Annotated in this window: 19 protein-coding genes; 12 read left to right on the forward strand and 7 right to left on the reverse strand. The window is 72.3% G+C overall.

What is annotated here, in order from left to right:
• Positions 1 to 47 precede the first annotated feature (47 nt).
• The 3 genes from ACFQE5_RS14855 to ACFQE5_RS14865 are packed head-to-tail and all read right to left on the reverse strand — an operon-like array spanning position 48 to position 3,102.
• Entirely contained in the window at positions 48 to 524 is a 477-nt protein-coding gene (locus tag ACFQE5_RS14855) for a DUF2771 family protein (RefSeq protein WP_379585556.1), read from the reverse strand.
• Between the two features lie 23 nt (positions 525 to 547).
• On the reverse strand, positions 548 to 2,299 hold the full coding sequence (locus tag ACFQE5_RS14860; protein ID WP_379585704.1) for an MFS transporter: 1,752 nt from the start codon (positions 2,297 to 2,299) through the stop codon (positions 548 to 550).
• 29 nt (positions 2,300 to 2,328) lie between these two features.
• Positions 2,329 to 3,102 (reverse strand): glutaminyl-peptide cyclotransferase, encoded by a 774-nt coding sequence (locus ACFQE5_RS14865; RefSeq protein ID WP_379585557.1) that lies wholly within the window; start codon positions 3,100 to 3,102, stop codon positions 2,329 to 2,331.
• Between the two features lie 28 nt (positions 3,103 to 3,130).
• Between ACFQE5_RS14865 and ACFQE5_RS14870 the strand changes: the two genes are divergently transcribed.
• The 8 genes from ACFQE5_RS14870 to ACFQE5_RS14905 all read left to right on the forward strand — a co-directional run bounded on the left by ACFQE5_RS14870 (position 3,131) and on the right by ACFQE5_RS14905 (position 12,809).
• A complete protein-coding gene (locus ACFQE5_RS14870; RefSeq protein ID WP_379585559.1) occupies positions 3,131 to 3,919 on the forward strand; it encodes a DUF3027 domain-containing protein in 789 nt (262 codons plus the stop codon).
• A gap of 5 nt (positions 3,920 to 3,924) precedes the next feature.
• Positions 3,925 to 6,894: a sacsin N-terminal ATP-binding-like domain-containing protein gene (locus tag ACFQE5_RS14875; RefSeq protein WP_379585560.1), complete on the forward strand. Its 2,970-nt coding sequence runs from the start codon at positions 3,925 to 3,927 to the stop codon at positions 6,892 to 6,894.
• Positions 6,895 to 6,924: 30 nt separating this feature from the next.
• Positions 6,925 to 8,241 (forward strand): D-inositol-3-phosphate glycosyltransferase, encoded by a 1,317-nt coding sequence (mshA, locus tag ACFQE5_RS14880; RefSeq protein WP_379585562.1) that lies wholly within the window; start codon positions 6,925 to 6,927, stop codon positions 8,239 to 8,241.
• 15 nt (positions 8,242 to 8,256) lie between these two features.
• The gene (locus ACFQE5_RS14885) at positions 8,257 to 8,742 is read left to right on the forward strand and encodes a type III secretion system chaperone family protein (RefSeq protein ID WP_379585563.1); all 486 of its coding nucleotides are present in this window, start codon (positions 8,257 to 8,259) and stop codon (positions 8,740 to 8,742) included.
• Between the two features lie 146 nt (positions 8,743 to 8,888).
• Positions 8,889 to 9,770 (forward strand): DUF4349 domain-containing protein, encoded by an 882-nt coding sequence (locus tag ACFQE5_RS14890; RefSeq protein WP_379585565.1) that lies wholly within the window; start codon positions 8,889 to 8,891, stop codon positions 9,768 to 9,770.
• A 22-nt stretch (positions 9,771 to 9,792) separates the two neighbouring features.
• Positions 9,793 to 10,233, forward strand: a complete 441-nt coding sequence (locus ACFQE5_RS14895) for a MarR family winged helix-turn-helix transcriptional regulator (protein ID WP_379585567.1) — start codon at positions 9,793 to 9,795, stop codon at positions 10,231 to 10,233.
• Positions 10,234 to 10,366: 133 nt separating this feature from the next.
• Positions 10,367 to 11,941 (forward strand): AMP-binding protein, encoded by a 1,575-nt coding sequence (locus ACFQE5_RS14900; RefSeq protein ID WP_379585569.1) that lies wholly within the window; start codon positions 10,367 to 10,369, stop codon positions 11,939 to 11,941.
• Positions 11,942 to 12,245: 304 nt separating this feature from the next.
• Positions 12,246 to 12,809: a putative immunity protein gene (locus tag ACFQE5_RS14905; RefSeq protein WP_379585570.1), complete on the forward strand. Its 564-nt coding sequence runs from the start codon at positions 12,246 to 12,248 to the stop codon at positions 12,807 to 12,809.
• Positions 12,810 to 12,875: 66 nt separating this feature from the next.
• On the opposite strand, the gene ACFQE5_RS14910 is transcribed toward ACFQE5_RS14905, so the two are convergent.
• From ACFQE5_RS14910 to ACFQE5_RS14920, 3 genes are all read right to left on the reverse strand, one after another.
• Entirely contained in the window at positions 12,876 to 13,226 is a 351-nt protein-coding gene (locus ACFQE5_RS14910; protein ID WP_379585571.1) for a VOC family protein, read from the reverse strand.
• 264 nt (positions 13,227 to 13,490) lie between these two features.
• A complete protein-coding gene (locus tag ACFQE5_RS14915) occupies positions 13,491 to 14,711 on the reverse strand; it encodes a low temperature requirement protein A (protein WP_379585573.1) in 1,221 nt (406 codons plus the stop codon).
• Positions 14,708 to 14,878, reverse strand: a complete 171-nt coding sequence (locus ACFQE5_RS14920) for a hypothetical protein (protein WP_379585574.1) — start codon at positions 14,876 to 14,878, stop codon at positions 14,708 to 14,710. Before ACFQE5_RS14920 ends, ACFQE5_RS14915 begins: the two co-directional genes overlap by 4 nt.
• A gap of 46 nt (positions 14,879 to 14,924) precedes the next feature.
• On the opposite strand from ACFQE5_RS14920, the gene ACFQE5_RS14925 reads away from it, so the two are divergent.
• From ACFQE5_RS14925 to ACFQE5_RS14935, 3 genes are all read left to right on the forward strand, one after another.
• Entirely contained in the window at positions 14,925 to 15,488 is a 564-nt protein-coding gene (locus ACFQE5_RS14925; protein ID WP_379585576.1) for a TetR/AcrR family transcriptional regulator, read from the forward strand.
• 150 nt (positions 15,489 to 15,638) lie between these two features.
• Positions 15,639 to 16,211, forward strand: a complete 573-nt coding sequence (locus ACFQE5_RS14930) for an OsmC family protein (protein ID WP_379585577.1) — start codon at positions 15,639 to 15,641, stop codon at positions 16,209 to 16,211.
• Between the two features lie 116 nt (positions 16,212 to 16,327).
• On the forward strand, positions 16,328 to 17,572 hold the full coding sequence (locus tag ACFQE5_RS14935; protein ID WP_379585578.1) for an MFS transporter: 1,245 nt from the start codon (positions 16,328 to 16,330) through the stop codon (positions 17,570 to 17,572).
• 268 nt (positions 17,573 to 17,840) lie between these two features.
• On the opposite strand, the gene ACFQE5_RS14940 is transcribed toward ACFQE5_RS14935, so the two are convergent.
• Positions 17,841 to 18,350, reverse strand: a complete 510-nt coding sequence (locus ACFQE5_RS14940; RefSeq protein WP_379585579.1) for a VOC family protein — start codon at positions 18,348 to 18,350, stop codon at positions 17,841 to 17,843.
• 87 nt (positions 18,351 to 18,437) lie between these two features.
• Between ACFQE5_RS14940 and ACFQE5_RS14945 the strand changes: the two genes are divergently transcribed.
• The gene (locus tag ACFQE5_RS14945) at positions 18,438 to 18,956 is read left to right on the forward strand and encodes a MarR family winged helix-turn-helix transcriptional regulator (protein WP_379585580.1); all 519 of its coding nucleotides are present in this window, start codon (positions 18,438 to 18,440) and stop codon (positions 18,954 to 18,956) included.
• Positions 18,957 to 18,974: the final 18 nt, after the last annotated feature.

The following is an 18,974-nucleotide window of genomic DNA, read 5'->3' on the forward strand; positions in this document are numbered from 1 at the left end:
CTGTGAGTGCGTCACAGTGTTAGAACACTGTGACGCACTCACAGGGGCTACTGACCTGCGACAAGGACCCAGCTGCCGCGGACCGGAAAGTCGATCTCTCCGGTCTGTTCGTTCGCGACCGGCGCGGGCCCGAACTGCTGCACCTGCGCAGTGATCATCGTGTCGCCCGGGTCGGGCAGGACGAGCGTGTAGTCGCGCTGGGAATTCGGCGCGAACACCGGGGTGCGCCCGTCGACCTGCTGACCGTCCGGGCGGTGGTAGCTGAACACGATGTGCCACGGGGTGGCGGACACCTCCTGCGGGACGGCGATCCGCACCGGTGTGCCCGGGGGCACCGGCAGATGCACCTCGGCGGCCGCGTCGGCGGAGCAGTCGGCGAGCTTCAGATCGCAGTACTGCGTCGGACCGGTGGTCCGCTCCTGCCCGTTGACGGTGAACGTCACCTTCGGCGGCGCCTCGGAACCGCATCCGGCGAGGAGCGCAGCGACCGTGGCCAGCAGGGCCGGGAACAGGCGACGGGACACGACGACCACCCTACGGAGCGGGCTCAGTGCGCCACCGGCTGCGGGTCCGGTTGTGTGTCGCGAACCCCCAGCCCGGGCACCAGGGTTCGCCCGCGACTGATCATGAAGGACTGGGCGCCCACCACCGCGACGATGGCGGAGACCACCGTGAACCCGATCCAGAACGTGCTGTGCGGCATCAGCACCCCGAGCGCGCCGCCGAACACCCAGGCCAGTTGCAGCACCGTTTCCGAGCGGCCGAATGCGGACGCGCGGGACTCCTCGGGCAGGTCACGCTGGATGACCGCGTCCAGGCAGACCTTGGCCAGCGCGCTGGAGGTCGCCCCGACGAGCCCCACGACGGCGGCCGTCAGGATCCCCGGGAACAGCGCCGCGACTACCGCCGACGCACAGGCCGCGGCGACGGCGGTGACCACGACGGCGTCCGCGTGCCGGAACGACGAGCGCGAGCCCACGGCATTGCCGGTGAACGAGCCGACACCGGCCGCCGCCCCCACGATGCCGATCAAGAACAGCTGCCGCGCGGGTTCCTGCTCGGTCTGGGCCTTGACCACGAACGCCACGAACAGCGTGAGAAAGCCGGTGAGCACCCGGATCGATCCGTTGGCCCACAACGCCACGTGCACCCGCTGGCCCATCGGTGTGCGCCGCCCGCGCCGGGTGTTGCGAAGCGCTGCGGGCACCTCGCCCGCGGTGACCTCCACCCATCGCGGGATCCGCAGGCACAGCGCGGTTCCGATCAGCGCCAGCGCGGCGGTGTAGAACAGCGCACCCGACGAGCCGAACAGCCCGGCCACACCGGCTCCGATCCCGCCGAACACCGCTCCCGCGGCCAGCCCGAACACCGTCAGCCGGGAGTTGGTGGTGACCAGGGTGATTCGCTCGGGCAGCACCCGGGGGGTGACCGCCGCCTTGAGCACCACGAACGACTTGCTCAGCACCATCGCGCCCAGCGCGGCGGGATAGAGCAGCCAGTTGTCGTAGTTCAAGGCCATCACCACGGCCAGCGCCGCGCGCCCGGCGAACGACAGGGCCAGCGCGGCGCGGCGTCCCCGCTGGACCCGGTCCAGCAGCGGGCCGATCACCGGTGCGATCAGGGCGAACGGCGCGACCGTGATCGCCAGGTACAGCGCGACGTTGGTCTTGGACTCCGCCGTGGCCGCGGCGAAGAACAGCGTGTTGGCCAGTGCGACGGCGACCGCGGCGTCGACGGCATAGGTCATCATCGTCGCGTAGGTCAGCGCGGTGAGCCCCGAACGGTCGGCGCCGTCGGCGGTCGCGGCCCGGTGGAAGGTGCGGACCGCGTTCTCGGTGAGCTGCCTGCTGCGCATCGCTGCGACCCGGGTGACCGTCAGCTTGGTCGGGACTCGGGGCCCGCGCGGGCGGTCGACGGGTTCGTCGCGGTCCGGCGCGACCTCCTCCGTGGCGTTGCCGGGATCTTCGGGATCGCCGGGCTCGGGCGGCCGCCATCGGGGCGGGGGCGGCGGGTTGCGCCGGTACTCCGACGGGTCGTAGTCCGGGTCGTCGTGCCAGGGGTAGCGGCGGCGGACCACCGGCTCGACCAGTGGCGGCAGCGGGGGCGACGCCGAGCCGGACGGCTCGGGTTCGGACGGGCCGGACGGCTCGGGTTCGGCCGGGCCGGCCGGGTCCGGGGGCCGCGAATCGCGGGTCACCGGCCCTCCGTCGATGGTCACCCAGGTCCGCCGCGGGCCGGAACGACGGCCGCGGTGGGGACGGGGAAATCCGGACCTGGGCACGGCTCCATTCTGTCCCATCGAGTTGGCCGGGACGCGCTCGTCGAGGCTCAGGACACGAAGCGCACCCGGAAGGCCGCGGGCCATCGTTTCCCGGTCAGCAGGAACGTCCCGTCGCCGAGCGCGGCGATGCCGTTGAGGGCGTCGGCGCGGTCGCGCCGGGACGGGTCGAGCAGGCCACCGGCCTCGACGACCGCGCTCACCCGGCCGTCCGCCGGGTCGATGCGGACGAGCCGATCGGTCGGCCAGACGTTGGCCCACACCTGCCCGTCGACGCATTCGAGCTCGTTGAGCCCGGATATCGGCCGCTCGTCGAGCCGCACCCGCACCGAACCGGTCTCGGCGAAGCTGACCGGGTCGTGGAAGCGCAGCCGATCGGTGCCGTCGGAGCGCACGAGCCGAGCCGGATCGGACTGGCTGCACAGTCCCCAGCCCTCGCCGTCGATGCGGACTTCGCGCAGCGGCCGCAGCGTCGCCCGGTCCCATTCGAGCACGACGCCGTCGCGCCAGGTCAGCTGCCAGATCCGGGGACCCAGGACGGTGAGGCCCTCGCCGAACAGCGTCCCGGGAAGGCTCGCGGCGCGGCGGACGGCCCCGGTCGTCGGGTCGAGCTCGCGCAGCTGTGAGCGGCCCGCCAGACCGGTGCCCTCGTACAGGGCATCGCCGGCCAGTTCGAGGCCCTGGGTGAACGCGGCGGGATCGTGGGGCAGCTCGGCGAGCACCTGTGGCCGCCACACCGGGACGGGCGGCACCGGGGCGGTACATCCGGCCAGAACCGAGGCCGCGAGCAGGAACGCGGCCGGGAGCGCACACCGGACCGTCACGATGGGCGAGGGTGGCACAATCAGGCGGGTGAGCGCCGCTATGCCCAACGATCCGACGTGTCTGCTCACGGACGCGGTTGCCGTGGCCCGGTCCGCCGCGGTCGACGAGGCAGCTCTCGACGTCGGCCCGGAGGCCGCCGAGCAGGCTGTCGGCGAGCACCTGGGCAGCGAACCCGAGGGCGAGTCCGCCCGCACCCACCTGTTCGCCACCACCCACAGCGGTTATCGCGGCTGGCGGTGGGCGGTCACGCTGGCCTGCGTGGGTGCCGACGAGCAGGTGACGGTCAGCGAGGTCGTGCTGCTGCCCGGGCCGGACGCGCTCGTCGCGCCGTCGTGGGTGCCGTGGCAGGAACGGGTCCGCCCCGGCGACCTCGGCGTCGGCGATCTGCTGCCCACGGCGCCGGGTGATCATCGCCTCGTCCCCGGTTACGTCCAGTCCGACGATCCCGCGGTCGAGGAGGTCGCGGCGGAGGTGGGCCTCGGGCGCCGCCGCGTGCTGAGCCGGGTCGGCCGCCTCGAGGCCGTGCAGCGCTGGCAGGCCGGTCCGCACGGCCCGTCGGCCGCGATGGCCAAGGCCGCACCGGGACCGTGCGGCACCTGCGGGTTCTTCCTGCCGCTGGCCGGTTCGCTGCGCGGGCTCTTCGGTGTCTGCGGCAATGAGTACGCCCCGGCCGACGGGTCGGTGGTGGCCGTCGAGTACGGGTGCGGGGCGCATTCGGACGTCGCACCCGACCCGGGATCGCCGGTGCAGGTCGCCGCGGTGGTCTACGACGACGGTGTGGATCTGGCCGCCGACCTGGAGCAGATCGGTACCTGAGTGCGGTGGCCGGCTCCGAGCGCCGCGAGCCCGACGGCGACCCCTTCGGCACCGCTGCGCTGCGCGCCGCTGTCCTGGACACCTGGGGCGGGTCGCCGACCCGGTTCCGCGAGGACGCGAACGCCGAGGAGGACCTGCTGCTCGGCGGCTACGCCGACGCGTGGCTGGTCGAGCTGGCTCAGAACGCCGCCGACGCCGCCCGCGCCGCGGGTCGTCCGGGGCGGCTGCGCGTCGCGCTCGCCGGTCCCGGGGCCGAGTCCGGATGCGACACCGAGCTGCGCATCGCCAACACCGGCGCCCCGCTGAGCGCGGCCGGTGTCGCCGCGCTGGCGTCGCTGCGCGCGTCGGCCAAACGCGACGACGAGGGCGCGGTCGGGCGCTTCGGGATCGGGTTCGCCGCGGTGCTGCGGATCTCGCGGGAGCCGCGCGTCGTCAGCGGCGCGGGCCGCGGCGTCCGGTTCTCCGCGACGGCGACCGCGGCCGCGGCGCGGGTGCTGCCCGGGCCCGCGGCCGAGCTCGCCCGCCGCGGCGGCCAGCTGCCGGTGCTGCGGCTGGTCTGGCCGGTGGAGGCGGACGAACCCGCGCCACCGCCGGGGTACGACACCGAGGTCAGGCTCCCGCTCGGCGCCGGGGGCACCGAGGGTCCGGAACTGCTCACCGCAGCCGCCGAGGCGGCCCCGGACCTGCTGCTCACGCTGCCGGAGCTGACCGAGATCACGGTGGGGGACCGGGTGTTCCGCCGGATCGAGGAGGGCCAGGGCCGGGTCCGGATCGGGGACCGGCGCTGGCTGCTGGCCCGGGTGGCGGGGCGGCTGGAGGCCGCCGACGCGCAGACCCAGGCCGTCGAGCAGCGCGGCCGCCGCGCCTGGTCGGTGACCTGGGCGCTGCCGGTGGATGAGGCCGGGCGTCCGCAGGCGTTGCAGGTCGATGTGCTGCACGCGCCGACCGCCAGCACCGAGGCCCTCTCGCTGCCCGCGCGGCTGATCGCGACGGTGCCGCTGGAGCCGGACCGTCGCCGGGTCCGCCCCGGCCCGGTGACCGATCGGGTGCTGGCCGCCGCCGGGCCCGCCTATCTCGACCTGGTCCGCGCGGTTGAGCCCGGCCATCGCGGGGCGTTGGTCCCGGCACCGGGGTTCCCGCGGTCGCAGATCGACGGCCGGGTGCGCGCGCTGCTGTTCGACACGTTGCGGACGGCGGCGTGGCTACCGGCGGCGGGCGGAGGCGAGCTCGTCCCGGTCCGCGCCGAATGGCTGGACATCCCCGGTGCCGAAGGCCTGGCCCGGCTGCTGGCCGTCACCGAGGACTTCGCCGGGCTCGCCGACCCCGTCGCGGTGGCCGGAATACCCGCGAACGTGCTGGGCGAGCTCGGAGTCCGACGGCTCGGCACGGCCGACCTGGTCGACCGGCTGGTCGGTCTGCGCCGTCCGGCGAGCTGGTGGCGGGCGGTGTACGTGGCGCTGGAGCCGGCCGCCGAGACCGTCCCCGGCGTGCTCGAGGAGCTGCGCGGGCTTGCGGTGCCGCTGGCGGACGGGCGGACCGTCGCGGGGCCCGAGTCGGTGCTCCTGCCCGTCGGGGAGTCGGACGGGCCGGTCGCGGCGCTGGCCGGGTTGGGGTTGCCTGGTCTGCGCGTCGCCGACCCGGAGGCGACCCATCCGCTGCTGGCCCGGCTCGGGGCGGTTCCGGCCGATCCGGGGGCTGTCCTGGAGCGGCCCGAGCTGCGGGAGGCCGTCGAGCGCTCCGTCGACGACGCCGAGGCGGGCCTGGACACCGCGCCGCTCGCCGAGGCCGTCCTGGCGCTGGTGGCCGAGGTGGGTCCGGCGACGGCGGCCCGGCATCGCTGGCTCGGTGCCCTCGCGCTTGCCGACGACGAGGGCAACCCCGCCCGGGCCGACGAGCTCGTCCTGCCCGACGCCGCGCTGCGCCCGCTGCTGGCGGACGACGCCCCGGTCGGCGTGCTCGACCCCGGATGGGCCGAGCGGGTGCCGCGCGCGGTGCTGAGCGCAGCCGGCGTGCTCGACGGTTTCACCGTCCTCGTCGATGACGAACCGGCGGGACCCGACCACGATCTGCACGACGAGGACCTGTGGTGGGACAGCTGCGACGTGCCGCCGATGCGGATGGTCGCCGTCGCGGATCTCGACCTCGTCGCCGACGGGGCCTGGCCCGCGGCGCTGCGGATGCTGGCCGATGAGCCCGCCACCCGAGCCGCGGTCCTCGACGGGGGCTATACGGCGTGGTGGCTCGCGCAGCACGCGCGGCTGGGCGGGCGCCGCCCCGGGCACTGGCGGCTGCGGTCGGCGACCGAGCTGGCGGCGCTGTACGACCCGGCGCCGGTCGAGGACGTCGACGAGGCGCTGCTCTATGCCATCGGGGTGCGTGCAGCGCTGGCGGTGGACGGTTGTGAGGACGCTGCGGACCTGCTCGAACGGCTCGCCGACCCGGCCCGCCGCCCCGATGTCGCGCTGATCGCGGCCGCGCATACCGAGCTCGCGGAGGCGGTCGCCGATGGCTGCGTCGACCCGGGCGAGATCCCCCCGATCGAGCGGGTCCGGGCGTTGGACGGCTCGGTCATCCCGGTCGACGAGGCGATGGTGCTCGACCACCCATGGCTGGCCGCCGTGGTGCCTTCGGCCGACCTGGTGGCCGGTGGCGACCCCGGACCGCTTGCGGAACTGTTGGACCTGCCGCTGGCCTCCGACGTCGTGGAGGCCGTGGTCGTCGGCCGGGGTGAGTCGCGACGCTGGTCCGACTCCACCGACGTGGTAGTGGCCTGCGCCACACTCGGGGTTGAGGTCCCGCCCGGCGAAATGATCGTCCATCAGAACCTGATGATCGACATACATCGCCCGCCCATGGGTCGTCGCAGCGTTCCGGCCTGGCCCGATGCCGACGGCCGGTGGCATGTCACCGACCCGGTCCGAGCCCTGCTGGGCGCGCTGGCCTGCGGTTCGCGGGCCGTTCTGGGCGCCGAATGACGCCGTGGGCCGCGTGCTAGGAAATACACCGTGAACGATCGTCTCGGCCGTCTGCTGCCGCCCGTGCCCCCGAACCGGGTGAGCGTGCTGTCGGTCCACACCTCCCCGCTGGAGCAGCCGGGGACCGGTGACGCCGGCGGCATGAACGTCTACATCGTGCAGACCGCGTTGCGCATGGCCGACAGGGGTGTCGACGTCGAGATCTTCACGCGCGCCACGTCGTCAGAGCTGCCGCCGGTGGTCGAGATGGCGCCCGGTGTGCTCGTCCGGCACGTCGCGGCCGGGCCGTACGAGGGCCTCGGCAAGAACGACCTGCCCGGGCAGTTGTGCGCGTTCACCGCCGGGGTGCTGCGCGCCGAGGCGCGGCACGACCCCGGCTACTACGACGTCGTGCACTCCCACTACTGGCTGTCCGGCCAGGTCGGCTGGCTGGCCCGCGACCGCTGGGGGGTGCCGCTGGTGCACAGCGCGCACACCTTGGCCCGGGTCAAGAACACCGCCCTCGCCGACGGTGACCCGCCCGAGCCGATGGTGCGGGTGATCGGTGAGGACCAGGTCGTCGCCGAGGCCGACCGGCTGGTCGGCAACACCGAGGCCGAGGCGCGGCAGCTCGTCGAGCTCTACGGGGCCGATCCCTGCCGGATCGTCACCATTCCGCCCGGCGTCGATCTGGACCGCTTCACCCCGGGTGATTCGATGGCCGCCCGCGCCGCGCTCGGCATCGCGCCGGACGCCGTCGTGCTCGCCTTCGTCGGCCGGGTCCAACCGCTCAAGGCGCCGGACGTGCTGCTGCGTGCCGCGGCCGAGCTGTTGCGCCGCGACCCGGGCCTGCGGTCCAGGCTGGTCGTGCTCGTCGTCGGCGGGCCGTCGGGCAGCGGGCTGACCGAGCCGACGGCGCTGCAGAGCCTGGGGTCCACGCTGGGGCTGACCGGTGCCGACGGCGTGCTGCGGTTTCTCCCGCCGCAGTCCGGGGCGGCGCTGGCGAACGTCTACCGTGCGGCCGACGTCGTCGCCGTGCCGAGTCACAACGAGTCGTTCGGCCTGGTCGCGCTGGAGGCGCAGGCGTGCGGCACGCCGGTCGTCGCGGCGGCGGTCGGCGGGCTGCCGGTCGCGGTGGCCGACGGACGGTCGGGGCTGCTGGTACCCGGTCACGGCGCCGAGCAGTGGGCCGACGCGCTGGCGCAGGTCGCGCTCGTCCCCGGTCGGCGCGACGAGCTGGCCGCCGGTGCCCTCGAGCACGCCCACGACTTCTCCTGGGACCGGACGACCGATGCGCTGCTCGCGACGTACGCCGAGGTGGGGGCCGAGTTCGCGGCCCGGCAGCCGGCCGGCGTGCTGGCGAGCTGATCGACCGTGGCCGCCGTGGGTACCGAGGATCTCGACGACCTGATCGGTGCGGTCCTGCGCGGGCTGGAGGTCGACCACCACCGGCGCGAGCCGGGCCAGTTCCTGGTCACGCTGCCGGGGACCCACCGGCTGAACACCCAGTGTTGGCTGGTGGTGCGCGAGCACACGCTGTTCGTGCAGGCCTTCGTGTGTCGTCAGCCTGACGAAAACCATGAGGGCGTCTACCGGTTCCTGCTGCAGCGCAACGCGCGGCTCTACGGCGTGCACTATGCGCTCGACCGGATCGGCGATATTCACCTCGTCGGGCGGGTGGCGCTGCACGCGGTCACCGCCGCGGAGCTCGACCGTGTCCTCGGCCAGATCCTCGAGGCCGCCGACGGTGATTTCAACACCCTGCTGGAACTGGGTTTCGCCGCGTCGATCCGGCGGGAGTACGCCTGGCGTTCCGAGCGCGGGGAGTCGCTGGCCAACCTGCGGGCGTTCGAGCGCCTGTTCGACTGACCCGGTCGACACCTCCGACCTCGACCCCGGCCGGCTCGGCCTCACCAGCCGTTGGTCGTAACACCTTTGTGATCTACCTCGGCCCAACCCGCACGGCGCCGGCCTCCGTCCCATTCGTGCAGGGGCTGCCGGCCGAGGAGGCGGACGTGGGACGAGGGCGCTGGATCGTCGCGGGCATCGCGATCCTGGCGGTGGTGGGGGCGGTCACGGCCGGGCTGCTGCTCGGACCGCCCGGGACGTCGGGCGGCGGTTCGCTGAGCACGGCCACCGATGCAGCAGCGCAGGCACGCGCGGGGGCCCCGGGGTTCGACGGGGAGCTGGCCCCGGCCGCCCCGCCTGGGTCCCCGATCGTGGATCGCACGGTGGTGCGGACCGCCGAGGTCCGCGTCGAGGTCACCGACGTGGCGGCCGTCGCCCGGAGCGCGCGCGGCGCGGCCACGGCGCTGGGTGGGTTCGTCGCTGACGAGAACATCGACGACACCGGCGCCAGGCTGTCGCTGCGGGTTCCGGCCGACCAACTGGATCCGTTGGTGGAGCGGGTGAGCGCGATGGGCCGGGTGCTGAACAGCAGCGGCACCGTGCAGGACGTCACCGAGCAGTCGGTGGACCTGGAGGCCCGGGTCGGCAGCCAGCAGGCCAGTGTGGACCGGTTGCGCTCGCTGCTGGCCAGGGCGCAGACGATCGGCGAGGTCGTGGCGGTCGAGTCGGAGCTGGCCCGCCGGGAGGCGGAGCTGGAGTCGCTGCAGCGTCGCCTGACAGCCCTGCGCGATCGGGTGAGGCTGTCCACTCTCGACGTCGACCTGCGACCCGCACCCGGGGCGGGCGGCGGTTCGGGGTTCGGCAGCGGGCTCGACGCGGGTCTGGACGGGCTCCGGGCCCTCGGTGCCGGACTCGCGACCGCGATCGGTTTCCTGCTGCCATTCCTACCGGTCCTGGCCGTCCTCGCCGGGGCGGGCTGGTTCGGGTGGCGACGGATCCGCGCGCGGCATCGGAAAAGGCGTGCGGCCGCGCCGATGCCGGAGGGCTGACGGCGCGTGGTCTGATGTTCCGGTGACGGCGCAGGAGGGGCGGCCGGAGACGGCGCCGCTGACCAAACGCGACTTCGAGGCGTTGGCCGAGTTCCGCTTCGGGATCCGCCGATACCTGCGGTTCAGCGAGGAGACGGTGCGGCACCACGGTCTCACCCCCCAGCAGTACCAGCTCCTGCTGGCGCTCAAGGGGTTCCCCGGGCGGGAGTGGGCGACGGTCGGGGAGCTGGCCGATCGCCTCCAGCTGCGCCACCACAGCACCGTGGAGCTGGTCGACCGGGCGCACGGAAAGGGGCTTGTGGATCGGGTGGCGCATCCGCAGGATGCGCGCGCGGTCCAGGTGGTGCTGACCGAGCAGGGGGAGCAGGTCCTGGGTCGGCTCAGCGCGTTGCACCGCGACCAGCTCGGCCGGATGCGCACCGTTCTCACACTGCCGACGTGGCAGGAGGCCGACGAAGGATGATCCGAGCGCAGCCGCTCGGTCACCCTGCGTCAAGGGTGCGGTGGTTTCACCATCACGGTCCGAATCCGCGATTAAATGATCGCGGCCCCGGGTCGTTGCCGGAGTCGCATCTGTCGGTCGTGAGGGAGCATTGATGACCATCCGCAGCTCGTATCCAGAGGTCGAGATTCCGGACGTCTCGCTGTTCGAGTTTCTGTTCGCTGATGGTTTCGGGGACCGTGCCGACGCCCCGGCCCTGATCGACGGCAGCTCGGGCGCGTCGCTGACCTTCGCCCAGCTGCACGGAATGGTCGTGAAGATCGCGGCGGCGCTGGCCGAGCGGGGCATCGGTGCCGGGGACGTGGTGGGGCTGTTCGCGCCGAACACCCCGTACTGGGTGGCCGTCTTCCACGGGGTTCTGCGCGCCAACGCCATCGTGACCAGCGCGAACTCGCTCTACACTGCCCGTGAGCTGGCCCACCAGCTCGTCGACTCCTCAGCCAAACTGCTGATCACGATCTCGCCGTTCCTCGACCGGGCGACCGCCGCTGCCGAGCAGGCCGGGCTGGGGCCCGACGCGGTCATCACGATGGACCCGGCCGAGGGTCACACCTCGCTGGCCGACCTGCTGGCCACGACCGCCGAACCGCCCGCCCTCACCGTCACCGCGACCGACATCGCCGTGCTCCCGTACTCCTCGGGTACCACCGGCAAGGCCAAGGGTGTCGTGCTGACCCACCGCAACCTGGTGGCGAACCTGCTGCAGATCGGGCCGTTGCTGCACGTCACCCCGGAGACGCGGCTGCTGGCCGTGTTGCCGTTCTTCCACATCTACGGCATGACGGTGATGATGAACCACGGCCTGCTCGCCCGGTCGACCGTGATCACGATGCCCAAGTTCGATCTGGAGGAGTTCCTCCGGATCATTTCCACCCACAAGATCCAGCTCGTCTTCATCGCCCCGCCGGTCGCCGTCGCGCTGGCCAAACATCCGCTGGTCGACGCCTACGACCTCTCCTGCGTCGAGGTGATCCTCTCCGGGGCCGCGCCCCTGGACGCCGAGCTCGGCCACGCGGTCGCGAAGCGGCTGGGCTGCCGGGTGTTGCAGGGCTACGGCATGACCGAGATGAGCCCGGTGAGCCACTGCATTCCGGACGACCGCTCGGGAATCGATCTCAACAGCGTCGGCTACCTGGTGCCGAACATGGAGTGCAAGCTGGTCGACCCCGGAACGGGCGAGGAGGTCGGACCCGGTGAGCGCGGGGAGCTGTGGTGCCGAGGGCCGAACGTCATGACCGGCTACCTGAACAACCCGGAGGCCACCGCGGAGACGCTGGACGCCGAGGGTTTCCTGCACACCGGAGACGTGGCCGTGGTCACCGAGGACGGGGTGTTCACGATCGTCGACCGGGTCAAGGAACTGATCAAGTACAAGGGCTACCAGGTGCCGCCCGCCGAACTGGAGGCACTGCTGCTGACCAACGACAAGATTGCCGACGCCGCCGTCATCGGGGTCCGCGACGCCGAGGGTGAGGAGGTGCCCAAGGCGTTCGTCGTCCGGCAGCCGGGGGCCACCCTCACCGAGGACGACGTGATGGCCTTCGTGGCGGAGCGGATCGCCCCGCACAAGAAGGTCCGCGTCGTCGAGTTCATCGACGCGGTGCCCAAGTCCGCGTCGGGCAAGATCCTGCGCAAGGACCTGCGCGCCCGGGAGACCAGCGCACGCTGATCGGCTCGACCGGCAGAAACGGCGCCGTGACCGGTGCAAACGGTTCCCGGGCCGGGTTCGGGTGGCGGTGAGGGGCCGGAGCTTCATCCACGGGGCCGGTACGGAACGCGAGGGGGCCTCGGCCTCCACAGTGGATTGTTCGCTGTGGACGGCCGGGGCCTCCGTCGTCTCGCCCGGTGCGGTACCGCTGTGCTCGGAGAGGCGCCGCCGACCCGTCGGTGGGGTGACATCGATCCACCCCGAGGAATCCCCGTGGCCACTTCCTGGAACGACGCGGTGTCTGGCCGGTACGTAGGGTCGGGTCGTGAGATCTCCGCAGACGCTGAGTGAGGCCGACCGACGTCGTGTCGCCCTGTGGGCCGCCGCCTGCGCTGAGCGAGTTCTGGGGCTGTTCGAGGCAGCGGCCCCAACTGATGACCGTCCTCGCGCTGCCATCGCCCGCACCCGGGCGTTCGCCCGCGGAGAGCTGGATACCGCCGAGGAGATCCGCCGTCGATTCACCGGCGGTGTGCCTGCTGACGAGGTGAAGGCTCCCGCGGCAGCTGCCGCTGCCCGAGCCGCCGGTCAAGCCGTAGCCGTGTGCCATATGGGCGCGCACGCATTGGGCGCCGCCGCGTATGCCGTCAAGGCCGTCAGCCTGGCGGCTCCCGACCGGCCAGAAGCCGCCGATGACGAGATCCGCTGGCAGCTCACCCACATGACCGCGGAGGTTCGGGCTGCACTGCGGTCGCTGCCGCCTGTCGGCGAGAACCGGTCAGGCCCGCTCGGGCCGGGGCTCCTCGCATCGGGCCAACTCGGCATGATCATCCGTGACCTCCAAGCCGGTCTCACCCGGTCCGACCCGAGGACGTCACAACCCGGTAGTTGACAATCGCTCACGATGCTCGCCCGCAGAGCGCAGGGGAGGCGCGGAGGCGGTCGGCGTTTCCGGCAGCTAGAGCTGCTGGGTGAGGTTGACCGTGTTCCCATCCGGATCCTGGATGTGCGCAACTCGCTGGCCCCACGGCATGTCCTTCGCCGCGGCGCCCGTGCCGCCGAACCGTTCGACGCGGTCGAGAGCTGCATCGACGTCGTCGACGCCGATGCTGATGAGGAGGCGTTGCGGGCCGGTGGGGGCGTCGGCTCTCGCAACGATGCCGAGCTCCGACGTCCCGATCTGGAGGACGGCGTAGAACGTGTCGCCCTCCTTCGGGTACCGCATCGACTCCGTCGCGTCGAACACGTCGCAGTAGAAGCGGACCAGGCGTTCCAGGCCCGCCGTTGTGATGATCGGCTGGATGCTCATGCCGGTAGGACGCCTGGCCTGAGGTCGACTCAGCGGTCGCGTGCATGATCGCGGGACCGGAAACGGACCGCAGGAGCGGAGCCCGATGTCCCCCGCGACAGCGCTCGCGCCGCCGCGAGCATCGTCAAGGCCTACCGGCTGGCCCGGTCCGGTCGTCGGGTCGAGATCGCCTGCATGAGCATCCTCGCCGGACATCCACCCGCCGACGCCGTGAGCTGGACCCGCCGCCTCTACCGGCCCCGCGCCGTGGACCGGCCGCAGCGCTCACGCCGCGGCGGCTGCGCGCCGGGCGTGGCGGTGGTCGGCGGCCACCCGCAGCGCGACGACTGCCCAGACCGGGCCGCTCATGGCGACGACCGCCCAGGGCAGGGCGAGCCCGACCGCGGTCGCGGCGCCGATCCCGCCCAGGAGGACGCAGGCGGCCAGGACGTAGCCGAGCTTCTCGGTGGGCGCCGCCTCCAGCGGCGCGTGCAGCGCCCACACGAGCAGCAGGTAGACGCTGACGGGGACGGCGATGGCGAACCCCGCGACGCCGGCCGGCGCGGCGATGGGGTGAGTCAGTGTCTCCGCCACCACCTCCAGGCCCGCCCCGAGGGCCGCGAGCGCGGCGAAGATCCCGTAGTGGCCGTACCCCCACCAGAACGACAGCTCGCGGTGCCGGGTCAGCCCCGTGCCGGCCGGCGCGAGGAAGTACAGCCACCAACAGGCGAACAGCAGGATCAGGCCACCGCCGCCGACGAGGACGGTGTCGCGGTTGACGCCCGCCGCAACGGCCGGGGCGAGCGCGCGGGAGGCGGCCAGGACGCTCTCGCCCAGCACGATGATGGTGAACAGCCCGTAGCGCTCCGCGATGTGGTGGGGGTGCCACGGCGTGCCGCTGTGCCGTTCGGCCAGGAAGGGCACCGCAAGCTCCGCGACGACGAGGACCAGGAACCCGATGAACCCCGCGGTCTCCGGCAGTGCCAGCCGCAGGAGCCACCCGACCTGCACCGCGGCGGTGCCGAGCGCGTACCGGTGGGCGGTCGCCCGGTGCGCCGGATCGTTGCGCGCCGCGCGCAACCACTGCACCAGCATGGCCACGCGCATGATCACGTAGCCGATCGTCACCGCGGTGAAGTTCTTGTCGTTGAAGGCGGCCGGGACGCCCACCGCGAGCACGAGCACCCCGCCCATCTGCAGCAGGGTCAGCAGGCGGTAGGGCGTGTCGTCGCAGTCGTAGGCGGAGGCGAACCAGGTGAAGTTCATCCACGCCCACCAGATCGCGAAGAACACCATCAGGTAGCCGAGCAAGCCCGCCGCCGCGTGGTTCTCGACGACGGCATGGGCGAGCTGCGCCGCCGCGGCGGCGACCGCCACGACGAACGTCAGGTCGAACAGCAGCTCCAAGGGGGTCGCGGCGCGATGAGGTTCCTCCGTGTCCCGAGGCAGCATCGGAACCCGCCATCGCCGGCCGCTCGCCGCCGTCATCCCAGAATGGTCACTCATCGAGTGCCGTCCTCCTCCCGAGCTGCGTCTCGACTGCGTGCCGCCCGATCGTCGACGGGCTCGACCACGCGATTGCAGCAGCCGGTGGACTCCTCGACCGCGGTGGTCAGCGAATCCTCGCGTACGACGAGCGAGCGGCCAACACACGAATGATCGAAGATCGACATCTGCCGAGGGTTGTCTGCCTACCTTCTGGAAGGTAGTCTTCGGCGCGTGGCGGATACCAGAACCAGGCTGCTGGACGCGGCAACCGAACTCGTGCGCAGCCGTGGGTACTCCGCGTTCAGCTACGCCGACCTGGCCGCCGCCGTGAAGATCAGGAAGGCGAGCATCCACTACCATTTCCCCACCAAGGAGGACCTCGGGGCGGAGCTGGTCAGTTCCTGGCGGGCAGAGTCATTGGCCTCGATGGAGCGGATCGGCCGGGACGGTGTCGACACGTTCGACAAGCTGGAGCGTTACGCGACGCTCTACCGCGCCGATCTGCCGCACGGGTTGATCTGCCCGTGCGGCGCGCTGGCCGCCGAGGCCGATGCGATCCCGGGGCGGGTCCGGGCGGAGGTCGACCGGTTCTTCGCCGCCAGCATCGGGTGGCTGACGCGAATCCTGGAAGAGGGGGCGGCTCGGGCGGAGGTGCGGGCCGACGTCGATCCCGCCCGGTCGGCCCGGTCCATCTTTTCCTCATTCCAGGGGGCGTTGATCGTGGCCCGGTCCATGGCCGACGCCGAGTTCTTCGACGAGGTCGTCTCGACCACGCTCGCCAGGCTCCGTGCCTGAGCGGCACTGACTCGATGACATCCCGCCCGAACCCGAATCCGCCCCATGCCTACCAACTAGTTGGTAGATATCGGGGTGCGGCGAGCACTTCCCTCCACCACTGCGCCGCATGACATGCGATGCCGCGCAGGAGCACCGAAAGGAACGATCATGACCACAGCGAACACGGTCGGTAGCACCCGTCCCTACGCCGACGCGAAAGGATTGCGGGACAACGCCGAGGCGGTTCGTGGCAACCCGAGCCTCGGGCATACCGTCTTCCGGGTCTCGGGTGTCTCCGCCGGCGGCCTGGCCGTTGACGGCCGGACCGGTCCGCTGACCCAAGCCGGGCAGACCGAGCAAGCCCGGTCCGGGCGGTTCACGTTCCGGGTCGACGAGCCGGTCAGCCTGGGTGGCGAGGACACGGCGACCTCCCCGGCCGAGTACCTGCTGCAGGCCCTCGTCGGTTGCTATGCGGTCACGATCACCTCGCTCGCGGCTCTGCGGGAGATCGAACTCGACAGCTTCACGATCGAGACGGACTTCCACCTCAACCTGGCTGGTTTCCTCGGGGTCGATCCGCAGGCCCGCCCCGGTGCCGAGAGCATCAACATCGAGGTGTCGCTGGTCAGCCCCACGGCCACCCGCGCCGAGCTGGAAGATCTGATCAAGGCCGTCGAGCAGCACTCGCCCATCCGCGACACGATCGCCAACCCGGTCCCCGTCACGACCACCCTCAGGTAGCCGATCCGCACGCAGGGGCGCCGCCTGCACACCGCGCGGCCGCGCCCCTGCCGCACCGGGCTCTCGTCGTGGCGTTCCGGCGGGAGTCGACCGCACGAAAGGCGACGGAGCAGCCGATGACGCTCGGACATCGTCATGTCCAACTTGGACTTATCGCGACGGTGCAGGTGCTGGGCATGGCCATGTGGTTCTCCGCCTCCGCGGTCGTGCCCGCCCTGCGCGAGGCCTGGCACATCGGTGACCTTCAGGCGGTGTGGCTGACGGCCTCGGTGCAGGTCGGATTCGTCATCGGAGCGGCCGCCTCGACCCTGCTCAACCTGCCGGATCGCGTCCCGCCCCAGTACGTCACCGCGGGTAGCGCACTCGCCGCGGCGGCGAGCACCGCGGCCGTTCCGGCCCTCGCCGATGGGTTCGCGACCGCGGTGGCGCTCCGCCTGCTCACCGGCGCGTTCCTCGCCGGGATCTATCCCGTGGGCATGAAGCTGATGGCGTCCTGGTTCGGGGCGTCGGGCAGGGGGCAGGCGCTGGGTGTCCTGGTCGGCGCGCTCACCCTGGGCTCAGCGTTGCCCCATCTGATCAACGGGTTCGGCAGGCTGCCGTGGCACGCCGTCCTGTTCGCCGCCGCCGCGCTGGGGGTGGTCGCCGCGGCGGTGGCCGGGCTCCTGGTGCGGCAGGGGCCGCATATCGGCGTGACGGGTGCGCGTCTGCACCCCCGGTACGCGATCGAGATGTTCCGGGAGCGTGGCCCCCGGCTGGCGAACCTGGGGTACTTCGGCCACATGTGGGAGCTCTACGCCCTGTGGACGTGGCTGCCGGCCTTCCTGCTCGCCAGCCGGGCAGACAGCGGCGCGGTGGGGCCACCGCAGGCGTCGCTCGGCCTGATCGCGTTCGTCGTGATCGGTGGCGCGGGAGCGGTCGGCTGCCTCGTGGGAGGGGTGGGGGCGGACCGGTATGGCCGCGCTCCGGTGGCCGCGGCGGCGCTGGTGGTCAGCGGCGCCTGCTGCCTGGTGTCGCCGCTGATCTACGGGGCGCCGATGGTCGTCCTTCTCCCCGTGCTGCTGGTGTGGGGCGCCGCGGTGATCGCGGACTCCGGCGTGTTCTCCACCGCGCTGAGTGAGGTGGCCGACCACCGCTACGTCGGTACCGCGCTGACCGCCCAGACCGCGATCGGGTTCCTGCTGACCGTCGTGAGCATGAACGTCGTCCCTCTGCTGGCGGCTCAGCTCGGCTGGCGGTACGCCTTCCTGCTGCTCGCGCCCGGGCCGGTGCTGGGCGCCCTGGCGATGCGATCACTCGGCCGCCGGCTCCGGTCTGAGGCCTCGGACGGGCGCAGCGCCGATCCGGTGGCACGGGGGAGCTGAGCGCGGACCCGGCCGGGGCACGGCGCTCCCACCGGTGGGGAAGAGGCGCAGGAGACCCACCTCGCTCGTGCGCATCCGGCCGGGAGGACCCGGTACCCGGGTTTCGGGTCACGAGGTCCCGACATCGACGGCCGAAGTCCGGTACTCTTTTGCAAGTCTCTTGCAGTTGCTATGAGACAGCGTTGGTGGTCGTTCTGGCCGTTCGACTCCGCCGACGTCGCGGGTCGGCCCGTCCTGCGGGCCGACCTGCACTGCGCACGGGCCCGGCTCACGTCGAGGCGGGCACGGATATCCCCACTCCACCGCGGGTCTGGGCGCCGTACTCGGCGATCGCGGCATCGAGGTCGAGCGGCGCGGTGATCATCTCGACGTGCGCCGGGAGCCGGTCGGCCGGGACGAGCCAGCTGACCTCGAACTCGATGCCGTCCGGGTCCTTTGCGTAGAGCGCCTTGGTGGTGCCGTGGTCGGAGGCGCCGACGAGCGCGCCGCGCTCGGTCAGTACGCCGGCGATGCGCTTGAGCTCGGCGAGGGTGTCGACCTCCCAGGCCAGATGGTAGAGCCCGACGGTCGCCCGCCCGGCCTGCGAGGCGCCCGCCTTCTCGCCGATCGCGAACAGGCCGAGGTCGTGGTCGTTGGTCGAGTCCTCGGCCTGCAGGAAGGCGGCCCGGCCGGGGATGGAGACCTTGGTGCGAAAGCCGAGGGTCTCGGTGTAGAAACCGACGCTGCGGTCGACGTCGCGGACGTAGAGGACGGCGTGGTTCAGGCGCTGGATGGGCATCGAAGCCTCCCAAGAAAGTTGAGCTTTCAACGAGGAGTGTAGAAGCGAATATGTGAAGGTTCAAGCAAACTCGGTAGGCTGGTCGCCGTGGACGGTGGTACCCGCTGGCTGGACTCCGACGAACGGCGCGCCTGGTTGTCGTTCCTCGCGATGGTGTCACTGCTCGAGGCCGCCCTGGACCGCCAGCTGCAACGCGACGCCGGGATGCCGCACGCCTACTACCGGATCCTGGCGATGCTCTCCGAGGTACCCGACCGTACGCTGCGGATGAGCGACCTCGCCTCGATCACCCACAGCTCGCAGAGCCGGCTCTCCCACGCGGTGGCCAGGCTCGAACGCAACGGGTGGGTACGCCGTCGGCCCTGTCCGGACGACGGGCGCAGCACGCTCGCCGAGCTCACGAGCGTCGGGTATAGCGTGCTCGCCGCGGCGGCGCCGGGTCATGTGCACTGCGTCCGCGAGAACCTGTTCGATGTGCTGACCGCCGAGCAGATCGGGCAGCTGCACGACATCTGCCAGGCGGCGCTGGCGCGGCTGGCCGCGGCGCCCGGGGCGGTCCCGATCCCGGGCGCCTGCGAACCCGTGACCGACCCCGCCCCGGGCTGACCCGGATCGGTCCACCTC

Origin of the sequence: Pseudonocardia hispaniensis (assembly GCF_042658695.1) — a bacterium.
Lineage (GTDB): Bacteria > Actinomycetota > Actinomycetes > Mycobacteriales > Pseudonocardiaceae > Pseudonocardia > Pseudonocardia hispaniensis.

Bases quoted from the DNA above. Each gene is read 5' to 3' on its own strand.
- ACFQE5_RS14930 (WP_379585577.1), top strand. From the start codon at position 15,639: ATGACCACAGCGAACACGGTCGGTAGCACCCGTCCCTACGCCGACGCG.
- ACFQE5_RS14920 (WP_379585574.1), bottom strand. From the start codon at position 14,878: ATGTCGATCTTCGATCATTCGTGTGTTGGCCGCTCGCTCGTCGTACGC.
- ACFQE5_RS14940 (WP_379585579.1), bottom strand. From the start codon at position 18,350: ATGCCCATCCAGCGCCTGAACCACGCCGTCCTCTACGTCCGCGACGTC.
- ACFQE5_RS14900 (WP_379585569.1), top strand. From the start codon at position 10,367: ATGACCATCCGCAGCTCGTATCCAGAGGTCGAGATTCCGGACGTCTCG.
- ACFQE5_RS14910 (WP_379585571.1), bottom strand. From the start codon at position 13,226: ATGAGCATCCAGCCGATCATCACAACGGCGGGCCTGGAACGCCTGGTC.
- ACFQE5_RS14860 (WP_379585704.1), bottom strand. From the start codon at position 2,299: ATGGGACAGAATGGAGCCGTGCCCAGGTCCGGATTTCCCCGTCCCCAC.
- ACFQE5_RS14915 (WP_379585573.1), bottom strand. From the start codon at position 14,711: ATGAGTGACCATTCTGGGATGACGGCGGCGAGCGGCCGGCGATGGCGG.
- ACFQE5_RS14935 (WP_379585578.1), top strand. From the start codon at position 16,328: ATGACGCTCGGACATCGTCATGTCCAACTTGGACTTATCGCGACGGTG.